Annotated in this window: 16 protein-coding genes; 8 read left to right on the top strand and 8 right to left on the bottom strand. The window is 68.4% G+C overall.

Annotated elements, in window-relative coordinates; genetic code table 11:
* Positions 1–92: 92 nt before the first annotated feature.
* Genes folK through tsaD form a run of 4 tightly spaced genes read right to left on the bottom strand, consistent with a single transcriptional unit; the run spans position 93 to position 3,404 of the window.
* Positions 93–578, bottom strand: coding sequence for a 2-amino-4-hydroxy-6-hydroxymethyldihydropteridine diphosphokinase (folK, locus tag ACYX7E_RS03780; protein WP_462079223.1), 486 nt, complete (start codon positions 576–578; stop codon positions 93–95).
* A 4-nt stretch (positions 579–582) separates the two neighbouring features.
* The gene (locus tag ACYX7E_RS03775) at positions 583–1,854 is read right to left on the bottom strand and encodes a mechanosensitive ion channel family protein (protein ID WP_462079222.1); all 1,272 of its coding nucleotides are present in this window, start codon (positions 1,852–1,854) and stop codon (positions 583–585) included.
* Complete coding sequence (gene folB, locus ACYX7E_RS03770; RefSeq protein ID WP_462079221.1) at positions 1,854–2,240, bottom strand: dihydroneopterin aldolase; 387 nt, start codon at positions 2,238–2,240, stop codon at positions 1,854–1,856. Before folB ends, ACYX7E_RS03775 begins: the two co-directional genes overlap by 1 nt.
* Before the next feature lie 60 nt (positions 2,241–2,300).
* Positions 2,301–3,404, bottom strand: a complete 1,104-nt coding sequence (tsaD, locus tag ACYX7E_RS03765) for a tRNA (adenosine(37)-N6)-threonylcarbamoyltransferase complex transferase subunit TsaD (RefSeq protein ID WP_462079220.1) — start codon at positions 3,402–3,404, stop codon at positions 2,301–2,303.
* Positions 3,405–3,651: 247 nt separating this feature from the next.
* On the opposite strand from tsaD, the gene rpsU reads away from it, so the two are divergent.
* From rpsU to ACYX7E_RS03740, 5 genes are all read left to right on the top strand, one after another.
* Positions 3,652–3,867, top strand: a complete 216-nt coding sequence (gene rpsU / locus ACYX7E_RS03760) for a 30S ribosomal protein S21 (RefSeq protein WP_449653993.1) — start codon at positions 3,652–3,654, stop codon at positions 3,865–3,867.
* A 159-nt stretch (positions 3,868–4,026) separates the two neighbouring features.
* On the top strand, positions 4,027–4,473 hold the full coding sequence (locus ACYX7E_RS03755; protein ID WP_462079219.1) for a GatB/YqeY domain-containing protein: 447 nt from the start codon (positions 4,027–4,029) through the stop codon (positions 4,471–4,473).
* 132 nt (positions 4,474–4,605) lie between these two features.
* Positions 4,606–5,628 carry a YihY/virulence factor BrkB family protein gene (locus ACYX7E_RS03750; RefSeq protein ID WP_462079218.1) on the top strand — a complete coding sequence of 341 codons (1,023 nt, stop codon included), beginning with the start codon at positions 4,606–4,608 and terminating at the stop codon, positions 5,626–5,628.
* Between the two features lie 46 nt (positions 5,629–5,674).
* Positions 5,675–7,408: a DNA primase gene (gene dnaG / locus ACYX7E_RS03745; RefSeq protein WP_462079217.1), complete on the top strand. Its 1,734-nt coding sequence runs from the start codon at positions 5,675–5,677 to the stop codon at positions 7,406–7,408.
* A 196-nt stretch (positions 7,409–7,604) separates the two neighbouring features.
* Positions 7,605–8,156 carry a cytochrome b gene (locus tag ACYX7E_RS03740; protein ID WP_462079216.1) on the top strand — a complete coding sequence of 184 codons (552 nt, stop codon included), beginning with the start codon at positions 7,605–7,607 and terminating at the stop codon, positions 8,154–8,156.
* 154 nt (positions 8,157–8,310) lie between these two features.
* Here the strand turns inward: ACYX7E_RS03740 and ACYX7E_RS03735 are convergent, their stop codons facing one another.
* The 3 genes from ACYX7E_RS03735 to ACYX7E_RS03725 all read right to left on the bottom strand — a co-directional run bounded on the left by ACYX7E_RS03735 (position 8,311) and on the right by ACYX7E_RS03725 (position 12,209).
* Positions 8,311–9,627, bottom strand: coding sequence for a Xaa-Pro dipeptidase (locus ACYX7E_RS03735; protein WP_462079215.1), 1,317 nt, complete (start codon positions 9,625–9,627; stop codon positions 8,311–8,313).
* Between the two features lie 262 nt (positions 9,628–9,889).
* A complete protein-coding gene (locus ACYX7E_RS03730) occupies positions 9,890–10,663 on the bottom strand; it encodes an SDR family NAD(P)-dependent oxidoreductase (RefSeq protein ID WP_462079214.1) in 774 nt (257 codons plus the stop codon).
* Between the two features lie 34 nt (positions 10,664–10,697).
* The gene (locus tag ACYX7E_RS03725; protein ID WP_462079213.1) at positions 10,698–12,209 is read right to left on the bottom strand and encodes an aldehyde dehydrogenase; all 1,512 of its coding nucleotides are present in this window, start codon (positions 12,207–12,209) and stop codon (positions 10,698–10,700) included.
* Positions 12,210–12,408: 199 nt separating this feature from the next.
* Here ACYX7E_RS03725 and ACYX7E_RS03720 point away from each other — a divergent pair, with 199 nt between their 5' ends.
* The gene (locus ACYX7E_RS03720; RefSeq protein ID WP_462079212.1) at positions 12,409–13,626 is read left to right on the top strand and encodes a CaiB/BaiF CoA transferase family protein; all 1,218 of its coding nucleotides are present in this window, start codon (positions 12,409–12,411) and stop codon (positions 13,624–13,626) included.
* A gap of 175 nt (positions 13,627–13,801) precedes the next feature.
* Positions 13,802–14,554, top strand: a complete 753-nt coding sequence (locus ACYX7E_RS03715) for an IclR family transcriptional regulator (protein WP_462079211.1) — start codon at positions 13,802–13,804, stop codon at positions 14,552–14,554.
* A gap of 18 nt (positions 14,555–14,572) precedes the next feature.
* Here ACYX7E_RS03715 and ACYX7E_RS03710 read toward each other — a convergent pair whose 3' ends face one another.
* Positions 14,573–15,070 carry an Lrp/AsnC family transcriptional regulator gene (locus tag ACYX7E_RS03710; protein ID WP_462079210.1) on the bottom strand — a complete coding sequence of 166 codons (498 nt, stop codon included), beginning with the start codon at positions 15,068–15,070 and terminating at the stop codon, positions 14,573–14,575.
* Positions 15,071–15,563: 493 nt separating this feature from the next.
* On the opposite strand from ACYX7E_RS03710, the gene ACYX7E_RS03705 reads away from it, so the two are divergent.
* On the top strand, positions 15,564–17,063 hold the full coding sequence (locus tag ACYX7E_RS03705; RefSeq protein ID WP_462079209.1) for an amino acid permease: 1,500 nt from the start codon (positions 15,564–15,566) through the stop codon (positions 17,061–17,063).
* Positions 17,064–17,078: the final 15 nt, after the last annotated feature.

Below are 17,078 nucleotides of genomic sequence, written 5' to 3'. Positions count from 1 at the left end.
CGGGCGATGTGGTGGGCGGATCGTCGGTGATTCGAGATGGCTCGGGGTGCCGTGTGCCGGGTCGAGACCCGGCCTGCGACGCCACGCCTCGATCACGCCAGTACCACCTCGTCGAACACGTCGTCGTGCTGGGGATGCGCTTGCCAGAGCGCCGCCAGCGTCTGCCCGTGCAGGGGGTGCAGCAGCTCCGGCGCGATGTCGGCCAGCGGCTTGAGCACGAAAGCGTGCCTGAGCTCGCCGCGCGGTATCCGCAGGTTGCCCGGACCTTCTATGACCTGGTCGTCGTACAGCACGATGTCGATGTCGAGGGTGCGGTCGGCATAACGTGGTCCGCTGCGGTCGCGACCATGCTGGTCTTCGAGCGCGTGCAGCCAGTCGTTGAGCGCCTGCGGCGACAGCTCGGTGTCGATGACCGCCGCGGCGTTGAGGAAATCCGGACCGTCGTAGCCGACCGCGGCGAAGCGGTAGACCGGCGACATCCGCAGGTCGCCGAAGCGCGCGCGCAACGCGGCGATCGCCGCGCGCAGGTGCTGCTCGGGCGCGACATTGCTGCCAAGACTCAGGCTGGCACGTGGCATGGATTCAGGCCGTGGTTGGAGTGCGCGCGGGGCGCGGATCGTGCAGGGTCACGTCGACCGGGGCATCGCTGTTGGCCTGGAACACCCGCAGGTCGAATTCCGGCAGGATCGCCAGCAGATGGTCGAAGATGTCGGACTGGATGTCCTCGTAGAACGCCCAGCGCACATCGTTGCTGAAGCAATAGATCTCCAGCGGCAGGCCGGCATCGGTCGGCTGCAGCTGGCGCACCAGCAGGGTCATCTCCTGGTGGATGCCCGGGTGGCTGCGCAGGTAGTGGTTGACGTAGGCGCGGAACGTGCCCAGGTTGGTGACCCGGCGCGTATTGACCGCGTCGGCACCGGCCTCGGCCACGCGCGCGTTCCAGGCCAGCAGCTCGCGCTGCTTGGCATCGAGGTAGCCGTCGATCAGCTGGAAACGATGCAGCCGCTGCACGTCATCGCCCGCGAGGAAACGCACGCTGCGCTGGTCGATGTACAGCGCGCGCTTGATCCGGCGACCGCCGCCCTCGCTCATGCTGCGCCAGTTCTTGAACGAATCGCTGATCAGTTTCTTGGTCGGGATCGTGGTGACGGTGCGGTCCCAGTTCTGCACGGTCACGGTGTGCAGCGCGATGTCGATGACGTCGCCATCGGCATTCTGCCCGGGCATCTCGATCCAGTCGCCGATGCGCACGCGGCCATCGTTGCTGATCTGCACACTGGCCACCAGCGACAAGATGGTGTCCTGGAAGATCAGCATCAGCACCGCAGTCATCGCGCCCAGGCCGGTGACGATGTGCAGGAACTGCGCGCCGATCAAGGTGGCGACGATCGAGATCCCGACCAGCACGAACATGATGATCTTGGCGACCTGCAGGTAGCCCTTGATCGGCTTGTTGCGCGCATCGGGGCGGCGCTCATAGGCGCCATTGGCAAGATCGAGCAGGCGCGAGACCGACAACGCGATGGTCAGCACGACGAAGGCCTGGCATAGCGCGCGCACCACCGTGACCAGTTGCGGCGGCAGGTCCGGCACGACGCCGATGCCGGCCGAGATCACCAGTGCCGGCACCACGTTGGCCAGCCGCGGGATCACCCGCAACTGCACGACGTGATCGTGTTCGCGGCCGCCCAGCAGGGTCATCTGCAGCACGCGCCGCAGGCCGCGGAGCAGCACGCGCTTGGTGATCCAATTGGCCAGCCATGCGGCCAGCAACAAGGCGCTGAGCATCGTCAGCGTGTACGTCCATGGATAAGGCGCAAGCACCGCCTGCAGCCGTTCCAGTTGTTCCTGCATCAATCCGCTCCGGTTCCGGGGGCAAGCGGCAGGTCGCTGCGGCTGCGCTCGATGACCACTCCCACCGCACGTGCACCACGGACCGCGCCGGGCTTGCTGAGCTTCAATCTTAACCAGTCGACCTTGAATTCCCGCATCACCAGCACCGCGCAACGCTCGGCCAGCGTTTCCACGAGGCCGAAATCCGATGCGGACACGTAGGCGATCAACGCCTTGCTGACGGCCTTGTAGTTCAGCGTCAGCGCGATGTCGTCGCTGGCGGCGGGGATGCGGTTGTCGAACGCCATCTCCAGGTCGAACACCAGGGTCTGGCGGATGCGCCGCTCCCAGTCGTAGATGCCGATCAGCGCCTCGATCTCGAGGCCTTCGATGAAGACTTTATCCATGGGGGGCCGGGACTGCGGAATCGAGAGGGGGAATGGTAAGCGCAAAAGCAAGCCGCGCTTTTACGGTTCGCGATGCCCGGTGTTCGACGACCGGTCGGCGGATCTTCCCGAATCCCGGCCTGTCACCACCGGCGACAGGCTCGCCATGTCCCAGCGCGGCGTGACGTGTACCGAGGCATCGCCATGCTGCCCCGCCTGCAGGCGCAGCGCGCCGGCGAACGCGATCATCGCGCCGTTGTCGGTACACAGCTCCGGGCGCGGGAAGCAGACGCGGCCGCCGCGCTTGGCCGCCATCGCATGCAGGCGTTCGCGCAGCCGCCGGTTGGCGCCGACGCCACCGGCGACGATCAGCGTGTCGCAGCCCGCAGCATCGAGCGCGCGCTCGCACTTGATCGCCAGCGTGTCGACCACGGCGTCCTCGAAGCCGCGTGCGATGTCGGCGCGGGTCTGGTCGCTCTGGTCGCTATCGCGCCAGGCCAGCAGCACCTGGGTCTTGAGCCCGCTGAAACTGAAGTCCGTGCCCGGGCGGTCGGTCATCGGCCGCGAGAAGCGGAAGCGGCCGGGCGTCCCCTCGCCTGCCAGCCGGGCCAGTTGCGGTCCGCCGGGATACGGCAGGCCCATCAGCTTGGCGGTCTTGTCGAAGGCCTCGCCGGCGGCATCGTCGAGGGTCTCGCCGAGCAGCCGGTAGACGCCGATCGCGTCCACCGCGACCAGTTGGGTATGCCCGCCGGAGACCAGCAGCGCGACGAACGGCGGCTCCGGGGCGCCATGGACGGGGTCGGGGTCCTCCATCAGCGGGGCCAGTAAGTGGCCTTCCATGTGGTGGACGCCGATCGCCGGCAGGTCCAGCGCCCAGGCCAGCGAACGCGCGACCCCGGCGCCGACCAGCAGCGCGCCGACCAGGCCCGGGCCCGCGGTATAGGCCACGCCATCGAGGTCGCCGACGGCGATGCCGGCCTCGTCCAGGGTCTGCCGGATCAACGGCAGCAGCTTGCGCACATGGTCGCGACTGGCCAGCTCGGGGACGACGCCGCCGTACTGGGCATGCAACTCGATCTGGCTGTAGACCGCATGCGCGCGCAGGCCGGCCGCCCCGGGCAGGGAGGTGTCATAGACCGCGACACCGGTCTCATCACAGCTGGTTTCGATACCAAGAACGCGCATGGGCAGGGATCAGGCAGGAATCAGGCAGAGAACATGGGACGGGAGCGTGGGTCGGACGGCAGCAAGGGGAACCCCGGACATGGGGCCGGACGGAGCAGGCTTCCAGCCCGCGGCCCGGACAAGTTGCGCGGACCGACATCGTGCCGTTATCATACGCGGCTCGCCGGGCGGAACCCGGTGCGATGCGAGTCCTTTCGCAAGCCTTGGCCCTAAACGGGACCGGGCCATCAAAGATTCCGGAGATTCCATGCCAAGCGTCAAAGTCCGCGAAAACGAGCCCTTCGAGTTTGCGCTGCGCCGTTTCAAGCGCACCTGCGAGAAGGCCGGTGTCCTCGCTGAAACCCGCAAGCGCGAGTTCTACGAGAAGCCGACCCAGGAGCGCAAGCGCAAGGCGGCGGCTGCCGTGAAGCGCCAGTCGCGCCGCAGCTCGCGCGACGTCACCAAGCGCCAGCGCCTGTACTGAGTTTCGCGGATCCTTCCGCACGATCGGGCCGGTCACGGCCGGATCTGGCAATGAAGAGTATCCGAAGCCGGCCACGCGCAAGCGTTGCCGGCTTTTTGTGCTTCCCGATTTGCGCACGGCCCCTCGCGCGCCCACTTCCTCATTCCGCTGGAGCAGCACATGTCCATGAAACAGCGACTCACCGATGACATGAAGGCCGCGATGAAGTCCGGCGACAAGCACCGCCTCGGCGTGATCCGCCTGGTCAATGCCGAGATCCAGCGCCGCGAAGTCGACGATCGCGTCGCGCTCGACGATGCCGCCGTGCTGGCCGTGCTGGAGAAGATGGTCAAGCAGCGCAAGGATTCGGTCAGCCAGTTCGAAGCCGCCAGCCGAGAGGACCTGGCCGCGATCGAGCGCGCCGAGATCGTCATCATCGAAGCCTATCTGCCGGCCAAGCTCGGCGAGGCCGAGATCGTCGCCGCCATCGATGCCGCGATCGCCCAGACCGGCGCGTCCGGCCCGACCGACATCGGCAAGCTGATGGGGGCGCTGAAGCCCGCGCTCGCCGGCAAGGCCGACATGGGCCTGGTCTCGCAGCTGGTGAAGCGCCAGCTCGCCGGCTGATCGCAGCGGCATACCCTGGCCGCGCCACCCGCGGCCAGACGATCCCCGCAGCCCCCGTCGCTTGCAGACGTCACGCTGACACCGGCGTGCCTACGATGGCGGCCATGTTCCGAGACGCACCGCATGGCCCCGATGCCAGACAGACCCGCGTCAGCGCCCGCTGATCCTGCCTCCGCGCCTGCCGCCAGCGGCCCCGAACACGGCTGGAAGGTCGACCGCTGGCGTCGCCGCGCCGACCAGGCAGGCGATCGCTTCCAGCGCAGCTTCGCCGGCACCGTGGCCGCGCGCTTCGTCGAAGTCGACCTGCTGACCCACGCCGCATCGCTGACGTTCTTCGCCCTGGTCTCGCTGGCACCGCTGCTGGTGCTGGTGCTGTGGCTGGCGGCTTCGCTATATCCAAGCGCGCAGGCCTCGTTGCTGGCGCAGATCGGCGACCTGGCTGGCGCCGAAGCGATGGCGGTCGCCGAGACCGTACTGCGCAACGCCAGCGCGCGCCCGGACATCGGCTCGTTCGCCGGCATCTGGAGCACGGTGCTGCTGTTCGTCGGCGCCACCACGGTATTCGCGCGACTGCAGGCGACGTTGAACCTGGTGTTCCATACCAATGCCCAGCAGCTCGGCGGCCTCCTGGTCTGGCTGCGCAAGCGCGTGTTCTCGTTCGGCGTGGTGTTCGCGCTGGGCTTCCTGATCATCGTGTCGACGCTGCTGTCGACGTTGATGTCGTTGCTGTTCGCAAACGCGCCGCTGCTGATGACCGTGGCCGGCGATGGCGTGTCGCTGCTGGTCTATGTATTGGCCTTCGCGCTGATGTACCACTACCTGCCCGACCGCCGGGTCAGCTGGCGGCAGGCCTGGATCGGTGGTGCGATCACCACGGCGCTGTTCGTACTCGGCCGCTGGCTGATCGGGCTGTACCTGACCGAGGCCGCGCCCGGCAGCGCCTACGGCTCGATGGGCACGCTGGTGATCATGCTGGTGTGGATGTACTACGCCGCGCTGGTGTTCTTCGTCGGCGCGCTGGTCACCGCCGTCGTCGACGAGCGGATCGAGGCGCGCAAGGCCGCGCACCGTGCGGCGCAGACATCGCCGCCACCTTCACCGCAGCGCCACCCGCCGTCCGGGGACGGCGGGACCGCGCCTCCGTCCCGCCCCTGACGCAACGCGCGGGCGTAACCCGGCGCGCGCGGCATACACTAGGGCGATGGCCCGGATCCCAGACGCTTTCATCGACGATCTCCTCGCGCGGACGGACATCGTCGAGATCATCCATGCGCGGGTGCCGCTGAAGCGGCAGGGCAAGGAATATTCGGCGCGCTGTCCGTTCCACGACGAGCGCTCGGCCTCGTTCACGGTGTCGCCGGTCAAGCAGTTCTACCACTGCTTCGGTTGCGGCGCGCATGGCACCGCGATTTCGTTCCTGATGAATTACGAGCGCCTGGAGTTCCTCGACGCGGTCGACGAGCTGGCCAAGCGCGTCGGCGTCGAGGTCCCGCGCGACACCCAGCAGCGCAACCTCCAGGGCAACGACAGCCAAGAGCTGTTCAACACGCTCGACGAGGCCACGCAGTTCTTCCGCCGGCAGCTGCGCGACAGCAGCAAGGCATTGGACTACCTCGACGGTCGCGGTGTCGACGACAGCGTGCGCAAGCAGTTCAGCATCGGCTATGCGCCGGATGGATTCAGCGGCCTGCGCGATGCGCTGGGCGGCGACGAGCGCAAGATGAAGCTGCTCGACCGCGTCGGCCTGCTGTCGAAGAACGACCGCGGCCATGTCTACGACAAGTTCCGCGACCGCGTGATGTTCCCGATCCACGACCGCCGTGGGCGCGTCATCGCGTTCGGCGGCCGCGTGCTCGATGCCGACGATTCGCCCAAGTACCTCAACTCGCCCGAGACCGCGCTGTTCCACAAGGGCCGCGAACTCTACGGCCTGTGGCAGGTGCGCCAGGCCAACCAGAAGATCGAACGGCTGATCGTGGTCGAGGGCTACATGGACGTGGTCGCGCTGTTCCAGTACGGCGTGCCGCAGGCGGTCGCGACGCTGGGCACCGCGACCACGCCCGACCATGCCGAGCTGCTGTTCCGCAACGCACCCGACGTGTTCTTCTGCTTCGACGGCGACCGTGCCGGCCGTGGTGCCGCGTGGAAGGCGATGGAGTCGGTATTGCCGCGCATGCGCGACGGGCGCCAGGCGTTCTTTCTGTTCCTGCCCGATGGCGAGGACCCCGACACCATCGTCCGCCAGGAAGGCGCGGCCGGCTTCGATGCCCGCCTGCGCGAGGCGACGCCGTTGTCGAGCTATTTCTTCGACAGCCTGTCGGACGGCATCAACCTGTCCACGCTCGACGGCAAGGCGCGCCTGGCCGAACGGGCCAAGCCGCTGCTGGCGCAGATTCCCGACGGCGCCTTCGGCGACCTGATGCAGCAGCGCCTGGCCGAACTGACCGGCATCGGTGCGCGCGGCAACGCGCCACCGCCGCCACCGCCACGTCGCGGCGCGCGGCAGGCGAACGTGCCTGCGCCCAAGCGCAGCGTCGTCCGTGGCGCGATCGGCCTGCTGCTGCAGCAACCGGCCCTGGCGCTGGAGCTGCAACCGCCGTTCCGTTTCATCGCGCTGCGCCAGCCCGGCATCGACCTGCTGACCGAACTGATCGCCCTGGTCAGCACGCGCCCCGACATCAGCACCGGGGCCTTGCTCGAGCATTTCGAAGGCCGCGAGGAACTGCCGGCGCTGCAGAAACTGGCCAGCCAGTCGCTGCCCGGGGAACCGGCGGCGTGGCGCGACGAGTTCACCGACGCGATCGCCCAGCTCGATCGCCAGACCGTCCAGCAGCGCATCGAGGAACTGCAGCAGAAATCGCGCGAAGCCGTGCTCGACGCTATCGACAAGGCCGAACTTCGCGACCTGCTGACAGCCAACGCACGCGTCTGGTGACAAGCGCGATCCCGGTCGCAGGCGACGCCTGCGAAGGCAGTCCCGCACGCAGTGACGAACCCGCCATGCAGGTAGCGGGCCCGATCAGGCCGCCACCCGGATATCGCGGCTGCCTGCGCTTCGGGTAACCTCGCCACTGGCGGCAGCGCCTTGCCCGCCCTGCCCCGGCCCCATCCCACTTCTGGAGAGTTACCGCATGCCGTCACGCTGGCTCGATTCGCCTGCCCGCTATGGTCTGACCACGCGCCTGCTGCACTGGTCGATGGCCTTGCTGTTCGCCTGGCAGTTCGCCGGCATGCTGGTGAAGATCATCGTCGGGCGCTCGGCGGTCACGGCCTTCATGGTCGGCAGCCACAAGCCGATCGGCACGCTGCTGATGCTGCTGATCGCCGCACGTGCGCTGTGGGCATTCACGCAGTGGCGCCAACGTCCCGCGCACCCGGCCAACTGGGTCGGCAAGGCCGCCACCGCCGGCCATGCCGCGCTGTACGCGCTGATGCTGTACGTGCCTGCCGTCGCGTTGCTGCGCCAGTACGGGGCCGGCAAGGGCTTCGCCCCGTTCGGCATTCCGTTGTTCCCCGCGCATGGCCAGGAGATCGCCTGGATGGCCGCACCGGCCGATGCTTCGCATGGCCTGTTGGCCTGGGTGCTGCTGGCGCTGGTCGTCGGCCACGTCGCGATGGTCGCCCTGCATCACCTGTGGTGGCGCGACCAGACCCTCGCCCGCATGACGGGCCCGACCGGCTGATGGTTCTCGCGCCGCGGGGTGCGAGGTGCGGCGCCTGAGGTGATGGCTCGCTGGCGAGACTCGCCCTAGGGCTAGCCTGCTCCTTGTGGGAGCGCCCATGGGCGTGATTGGCACGCCTGATTCGCGCCCATGGGCGATCCCACAGGCAGGCGCGTCAGCGGGCGTCTTTGATTGTCTGGCCGCCTTTCATGACGAAGGGAATGTTCTCGAGCAGACGGATGTCCTGCACGGGGTCGCCGTTGACGGCCACGAGGTCCGCCCAGCGGCCACGTTCGAGCACGCCGACATCGTCGCGCCCGAGGGCATTGGCCGCTTCCAGCGTCGCCGACTGGATCGCCTGCATGGGCGCCATGCCATAGCGCACCATCACCGCGAACTGGCGGCCATTCCAGCCGTGCGGGTAGACGCCGGTATCGGTGCCGTAGACCATCTTGACGCCGGCGGCGGTGGCGCGGCGGAAGTTCTCGCGCTGGACTTCGGCCAGTTCGCGGTCCTTGCGCAGGTTGTCTTCGAGCACGCCGTTCTTGCGGCCCTCGGCCTGCGTGTACTCGGTGTTGTAGATGTCCATCGTCAACCAGGCACCGTGCTGCTTGGCCAGGCGGATGCCTTCGTCATCGATCAGGCTGGCATGTTCGATGGTGTCGACGCCGGCGCGGATCGCGTCCTTGATGCCCGTGGTGCCGTGCGCGTGCGCGGCGACGCGGATGCCCCAGCGATGCGCCTCTTCGACCACGGCGGTCATTTCCTCCAGGCTCATCTGCTGCTGGCCGGGTTCGGTGTTGCGCGAGAACACGCCACCGGTCGCGCAGATCTTGATGACCTGCGCGCCGTACTTGCGCAGCTCGCGCACCGCATGCCGCGCCTGGTCGACCGAGTCGACGTTGTAGGCGCCGTCCTGCTTCATCGACGGCGGGAAATAGGTCGAATCGCAATGCCCGCCCGTGGCGCCGAACGCGTATGCCGCCGAGACGATGCGCGGGCCGACCAGCTTGCCTTCATCGATGGCCTGGCGCAGGCCGACATCGTTCCAGGCATCGGCGCCGAGGTTGCGCACGGTGGTGAAACCGGCGGCCAGCGTGTCCTGCGCATGCTTGACCGCCAGCACCGACCAGAAGCGGTCGTTGAACTGCAGGCCGGTATAGCCGCCATAGCTGGGATCGCCATCGAGATGCGTGTGCATGTCGATCAGGCCGGGCAGCAGGGTCATGCCCGGCAGCTCGACGCGGCGCGTATCGGCAGGCAGGTCGGCGGGCACCGACGTCCCCACCGACACGATGCGACCATCGCGCACCAGCAGCACGGGTTGGTCGAGCATGCGGCCATCGCGAACGTCGAGCAGCTTGCCGGCGGTGACCAGCACGGTCTCGATCCTGGTGGCCGCTGCCGGCGCCTCCTGCGCATGCGCCAGCGGACACAGCGCGACCGCTGCCAGCGCAAGCGGCGCCAGCCACCGCGCGCGCAGCCTGCGCAACGCCGTGCCATCCCTGTCGCGATTGCACCCAAAGGACGCCCGCTTCCGCGCTGCCTTGCCGCCCACCGTTTTCGCCATCGTCATCGCCACGCTCCCGTCCGCAGGCCAGGACCTGCCGCTATCCGGGCAGGCCACACATCGGGCCCAATCTACGCCTGCGCGGGCGCCTTCGACAGCGGCAGAACGACCGGAATGCACGCTGCGGCAGCGCAGCACGTCAACGACGGTGGCCTCCAAGATGGCAGTCGCGACAGCAGCCGCCTCAACGGCAGGTGTAGCCGCCATCGACCGGCAACGCGACGCCGGTGACATACGAGGATTCGTCCGATGCCAGCCACAGCGCCGCGTCCGCCATTTCCCGGGCCTGGCCGAAGCGCGCCATCGGGATCGCGGTCAGCAGTCTGCGCTCGTTCGCCGCGGTCTCTTCCGGATCACCGCTGCGGCCCACGAAGCCCTGCTTCATCGGCGTCTCGGTCAGGCCGGGGCAGATGACGTTGACGCGGATGCCGTCGACCGCATACCGCTGCGCCAGCGACTTGGTCAATCCGACCACGGCGAATTTCGCCGCCGAATAGATCGGGCTCATCATCGAACCGACCAGCCCGGACACCGAGGCGGTGAAGATCAGCGAGCCGCCGCCGCGCGCACGCATGTGCCGGGCGACCTCGCCGGCCGCGAGCACCGCCGAGGTCACGTTCAGGGCCATCGCGCGTTCGTACTCGGACAGGTCCATGCCTTCGACCGACGCCGGTCCCGGGATGCCCGCATGCGCCCACAGGATGTCGATGCCGCCCAGCGCATCCGCGGCACTGTGGATACTGGCGCGCGCCTGTTCGGGGTCGGACAGGTCGGCGGGGATCGTCACCAGTGCGCCGCCGCCGGCGTCACGCACCTCGTCGGCCAGTGCCGACAACGCGTCGGCATTGATGTCGATCGCCGCAACCCGCGCACCTTCGCGCGCGAAACGCAGCACGCCCTCGCGGCCCATGCCCGAAGCCGCCGCGGTGACCACGGCCAGTCTGTCTTTCAAACGCATCGTGATGACTCCCAACCAGGATGATGAAGTGCACTCATTGCGCGTAGGGATCGGGGAACCGGCCGGTGGTGCTGACCACGGTCGTGCGGGTTTCCAGATAGTTGTCGAGGCCTTCGAGGCCGTTCTCTCGGCCCCAGCCGCTGTTCTTGAAGCCGCCGTACGGCGTCGACCAGCGCAGGAAGCGATAGGTGTTGACCCAGACAATGCCGGCCTCGATGCGCGCGGCGACGCGATGCGCGCGGCTGCTGTCGCGCGTCCACAGGCCGGCCGCCAGTCCGTACTCGCTGTCGTTGGCCAACGCGACCGCTTCATCCTCGCCGTCGAACGGGATCAGGGCCGCCACCGGCCCGAAGATCTCCTCGCGCGCGATGCGCATGTCGTTGCGCACGTTGGCGAACACCGTCGGCTCGACGAAGTAGCCATCGGCGAACCCTCCCTCCTGCAGGCGATGGCCGCCAGCGACCAGTTCGGCGCCCTCGTCGCGGCCGATGTCGACATACGACAGCGTCTTGTCGAGCTGCGCCGCATGCGCCTGCGGCCCCATGTGCGTGCGCTCGTCGAGCGGCATGCCCACGCGCACGCGCGCGGCGCGTTCGACGAACGCGGCCACCACCTGGTCGTAGACCGGGCGCTCGACCAGCACGCGCGAACCCAACGCGCAGCTCTGTCCGCACAGTGCCCACGATGAACCGGTCGCGGCATTGAGCGCCTGCTCGAGATCGGCGTCGGCGAAGATGATGTGCGGCGCCTTGCCGCCGAGCTCGAAACTGAAGCGCTTCATCTGGCGCGTGCCGATGCGCAGGATCTCGCGCGCGGTCGCGCCTTCGCCGGTGAAGCTGATCTTGTCGACGCCCGGATGCGCGACCAGGTGCGCGCCGACGGTCGGCCCGTCGCCGGGCACCACGTTGATGACGCCGGGCGGAAAGCCCGCCGCTTCGACCAGGCGCGCGAATTCCAGCGAGGTCACCGGCGTCTGCTCGGCCGGCTTCAGCACGATGGTGCAGCCAGCCGCGAGCGCGGGCGCGAGCTTCCAGGTCGCGGCCATCAGCGGCACGTTCCACGGCGTGATCGCGCCGACCACGCCGACCGGCACGCGCGTGGTGAACGCATGCACGCTGTCGTCGAACGGAATCGTGCGGCCCGAGAGCTTGTCGGCCAGCGAGGCGTACCACTGGTACCACTGGTGGTGTGCGCCGACATCGAGCCGGGTCTCGCGCAACGCGCGGCCGTTGTCGCGGGTTTCCAGCACCGCGAGCTCCGCCGCGTGCTGCTGGTACAGATCGGCGAGCTTGCGGATCAGCGCCGCGCGCTCATGCCCCGGCAGCCGCCGCCACGGTCCCTCGAAGGCGCTGCGTGCGGCTGCGACCGCGCGGTCGACGTCCGCCTTGCCGCCAAAGGCCACCGAGGCCCACGCCCGGCCGGTCGCGGGATCGATGCTTTCGACCAGCGCCCCGTCGATCGGCTTGACCCATTCGCCGCCGATGAAGAGCCGCTCGTGCCGGAGCAGCGCGGCGCCGGGCTGGCCGTGGAGGGGGGATGTGGACATGGCGGCACCTTTAAATTCTTGTACGTGAATTCAAAATGCACATATATGATTAAATCAGCAAGTGCTGTCTGCATCCGTCATCGCCGCAGCGCACGGTCATTTCGTAAGTGACTGATTTACAATCGTTTGAATCGAACACACGGCACTCTCGGTTGCTGCAACGCAACATGAATCCCGCCGTCGCCACCTGGAGTACGCGATGGGCCCGTTGTCCGGCATCAAGATCGTCGACCTGAGCACCGTGCTGATGGGGCCGTTCGCGACTCAGACGCTCGGCGAGATGGGCGCCGACGTCATCAAGGTCGAAGCACCCGACGGTGACGTCATCCGCCAGGTCGGGCCGGCGCGGCATGCCGGCATGGGCGCGCTGTTCCTCAACGCCAACCGCAACAAGCGCAGCCTGTGCCTGGACCTGAAGCAGGCCGAGGCGCGCGAGGCGCTGCTGGCGCTGGTCCGCGATGCCGATGTCTTCGTGCACAACCTGCGGCCGCAGGCGATCGCGCGCCTGGGACTGGACTACGCCCGCCTGGCGCCGACCTGCCCGCGCCTGGTCTATGCGCACCTGACCGGCTTCGGCAGTGCCGGACCCTACGCCGACCGGCCGGCCTACGACGACCTGATCCAGGGCGCGTCGGGGCTGTCGGCATGGATGGCCTCGTCCGGCGACGGCACGCCGCGCTACGTGCCGACCGCGCTGGCCGATCGCGTGGTCGGCATGGCGGCGATGGGCGCGATCTGCGCGGCGCTGTTCGAGCGCGAGCGCAGCGGCCAGGGCCAAGCGCTGCAGGTGCCGATGTTCGAGACCATGGTCGGCTTCGTGTTGGCCGACCACCTGGCCGGGCAGAGTTTCGAACCTCCATTGCCGGGCGATGGCTATGGCCGCCTGCTGTCGCCGCACCGGCGGCCGTACCGCACGCGCGATGGCCACGTCTGCGCGCTGGTCTACACCGATCGCCACTGGGCCAGCTTCCTGTCGGCGATCGACATGGCCGACCTGCCCGCGCGCGATCCGCGCTTCACCGGTTTCGCCGCGCGCACCACGCATATCGACGCCGTCTACGCGTTCCTCGGCGAGCAGTTCCTGCTGCGCGACAGCGCCGACTGGCTGCAGCTGCTGGCCGACATCGACGTCCCGGCGATGCCGATGCACGACGTGCAGGGCCTGCTGCACGACCCGCACCTGGCGGCAACGGGTTTCTTCCAGCCGATGACGCATCCCAGCGAAGGCCGGCTGCGCACCACCGCGCACCCGGTGTCGTGGTCGCGCACGCCGCCGGCACCGGCACGGCCGGCGCCGCGCCAGGGCGAGCACGGCATCGAGATCCTGCGCGATGCCGGCCTCGACGACGACGCCATCGCGCGCCTGCTGGCCGCTGGCGTGCTGAAAATGCCGGCAGCCGCCGGAACGACCGGCTAAGAACCTGTTCACGCTCTTGCTGCGCTTGCCATCTGGCGCGCGTGCGGTGCTCGAAATGCTCATGTACCTGCACGTACACTGCGCTTTCTGCGCTCCACCACGTGCCACCTGGCCGCGCTCGCGACAGATCGTAAACAGGTTCTAAAGTTCGACTCCTCTCTCCGACGGACCGCGCATGCACGTCAAACAGGCCGCGAATGTGCTGGAACTGCTGGAGTTCTTCGCCCGCAGGCGCCAACCGGCGACGCTGGCCGAGATCTCCGACGCGCTGGGTTGGCCGCGTTCGAGCACGTTCAACCTGGTCACCACGCTGGCCGACCAGGGCTTCGTCTACGAGCCCTACCAGCGCCGCGGCTATTACCCCAGCCCGCGCTGGCTGGCGCTGGCGCAGGCGATCGACGCCGCCGAGCCGTTGCCCGAGGCAGTGCACCTGATCGCCGCCGAGGTCGCGCGCGCCAGCGGCGAAACCACCCTCGTCGGCGCGCCCGCCGGCGGCGCCGTCAGCTTCGTGCACGTCGTCGAGTCCGCGCAGCCGGTGCGCTACTTCGCGCAGGTCGGCGACCGCGTGCCGCTGCATGCCAGTTCGGTGGGGCGTGCGTTGCTGGCGCAGTCGTCGTTGACCGAGCGCAAGGCGATCTACCGCAAGCTGTCGTTCGAGGCCTTCTCGACGACGACGCCGATGTCGGTCGCGGCCATCGAGGCCGAACTGGCCGATGCCGCCGCGCGCGGCTACCACCAGAGCAATGCCGAATACCTGCCCGACCTCGCCGGCGTGGCCTGCCCGTTGCCGTCCGCACAGCGGCGCCTGGCGCTGGTGGTCGCGGGGCCGGTGTCGCGCTGCCTGCCGCGCCGCGCGGAGATCGCCGCGATCATCCAGGCCACGATCGCGGCGCATGCCGGAGCGCTTGCGGGCGCGCCGACGGACTGAGGATCGCCGGCGCCGGCGTCAGCCGCGCGACCCCAGGCGCGATGCGATCAGCGGATAGCCGCTGAAGGATTTCATTTCCTCCATCAGGAAGTTGGAGACGATCTTGTCGACCTGGAAGTCGCCATCCATCATGCCGAGCATGATCTGCTTCCATTCGTGCAGGTCGCTGACTACCACGCGCAGCATGTAGTCGAAGTTGCCGCTGACGCGCCACGATTCAACGACCTCCGGTATCTCCGCCAGCCAGGCGTCGAAGACCGCGAAGTCCTTCGAGGAGTGCCTCGAGAACGAGATCTGCGCCAGCACGATGGTCACCGAGCGGATGCGATCGACCGCGACATGCGCGCGATAGCCGGTGATCAGGTGGCGCGATTCGAGATCGCGCACGCGTCGCAGGCAGGCGCTGGGCGACAACGCCACGCGCTCGGCCAGCGCCTGGTTGGTGATCCGGGCGTCGTCCTGCAACGCCTGCAGGATCTTCAGGTCGATGCGGTCGACGACGTCTTTCTGGCTCATCTGGGGCTCCGGGCGCGCGGAAAAGATCGCGGCCGTGCAGTGTCGCCCGCGGCGCCGGGTGCCACAACCGCCACCCGATGGCACCAACACACTCGGCACGATGACAGGATCTGGCGTTTTTCGGCGCTGCCACGTCGCAGATCTGCGCATTTCGTGCAGCCATGCGCACGGGTTCTTTCGGCATCAACCAGGATTTTCTTTTGAATCAAAGACATGACGATCCGCCGCCATGGCTGGACAAGCCGGGACGACCGCTCTTACATGACACAGATCAAGACCGGAAAGCGCACTGCGTCCTGCGGCGCCTTCCGACTGCGCCGCCTTCCGACAAACAGGAGTGGAACATGCGTAACTGGGTGGCTATGAAGTCCCTGACCGGGCAGTGCAACGGCGCTATGCGCCATCACCATGGCCGTCGCCCTGATCAACGCGATGTCGTCCTTCGAGCCCGGGCCATGAGCCCGCAGGCCTGTCCATGCGCAGGCCTGCGACTGTGACATCGACCACCACAACGACGGACAACGCCGTCGGCAACGCGGGCGAGCAGGCATCGACCTTGCGCCCCAGCCTCGGCTGGGGCGCGCTGCTGGTGCTGGGCGTGGCCAACATCCTCGGTGCCGGCGTCTACGTGATGACCGGCACCGCCGCCGCGCTGTACGCGGGGCCCGCGGTCACGGTGTCGTTCGTGATCGCCGGCGTCGCCTGCCTGCTGGTCGGCCTGTGCTACGCCGAACTGGCGTCGAGCATCCCCGAGTCGGGCTCGGCCTACACCTACTGCAAGCGCACGCTCGGCACCGGGCCGGCGTGGGCGCTGGGCTGGCTGCTGTTCCTGGAGTACAGCGTCGCGGCCTCGCTGCTGGCGGTCGGCTTCTCGGGTTACCTCGGCAGTTTGCTCGGCGACTTCGGCATCGCATTGCCGGCCGCGTTGTCGACCCCGGCCATCCAGTTGTTGCCCAGCGACGGCGGCAGCGCGCTCGCGGTCAGCGGCAACGTCAACCTGGTCGCCGCGATCGCGGTGCTGTGCGCCGGTGGCGTGCTGGCACTGGGCACGTCGCGTTCGTCGCTGGCCAACACCATCCTGGTCGTGGTCAAGGTGCTGGTGCTGCTGGGCTTCATCGTCGTCGGTGCGATGGCGGTGGATCCCGCGAACTGGACGCCGTTCGTGCCGGCCAACGAGGGCGGCTTCACCTACGGCTGGGAAGGCGTGGCGCGCGCGGCATCGCTGCTGTTCTTCGCCTTCCTCGGCTTCGAGACCGTGTCGACCGCGGCCGCGGAAACGCGCAACCCGCAACGCGATGTCCCGATCGGCATCCTTGGTTCGCTGGCGATCTGCACCGGCCTGTACGTGCTGGCGGCCGTCGTGCTGACCGGCCTGGTGCCGTTCCGCGAACTCGGCGTGCCCGATCCGATCGCGCTGGCGGTCGACCGCATCGGCTGGCCGCAGTTCGCGGTGCTGATCAAAATCGGTGCGCTGGCCGGCCTGGCCTCGGTGCTGCTGGCCAATGCGTTCGGCCATTCGCGCGTCTGCTACGCGATGTCGCGCGACGGCCTGCTGCCCGACCTGTTCAACCGCCTGCACCCGACCCGCAACAGCCTGTGGATCGGCAACCTGCTGCTGGCGGCGATCGCCGCGATCAGCGCCGCGCTGTTGCCGATCTCGGTGATGGCCGACCTGATCTCGTTCGGCGTGGCCTTCATGTTCGCGATGGTCGCGGTCAGCCTGATCCATATCCGCAGCACGCAGCCGCACCTGCTCGGCCGCTTCCGCGTGCCGTTCGGCGGCGTGCGCATCGGCGGCATCTGGTTCGGCGTGGTCCCGGTGCTGGCGATCGTCATGAGTTTCGCGATGACGCTGCCGGTCGCGCTCGACATCATCGGTCAGGCCCGCAACGGCGACTGGTTGCCGGCGCTGCTGTTGCTGGTCTATGCCGCGCTCGGCCTGCTGCTCTACCTGCTGTATGGCCGCCCGCGCGCGCGCCTGCGCGGCCACTGATGCACGCCCGTTGAT

The sequence above is a fragment of the Luteimonas sp. RIT-PG2_3 genome (assembly GCF_054902115.1).
This window is presented reverse-complemented; position numbering and strand designations above follow the sequence as displayed.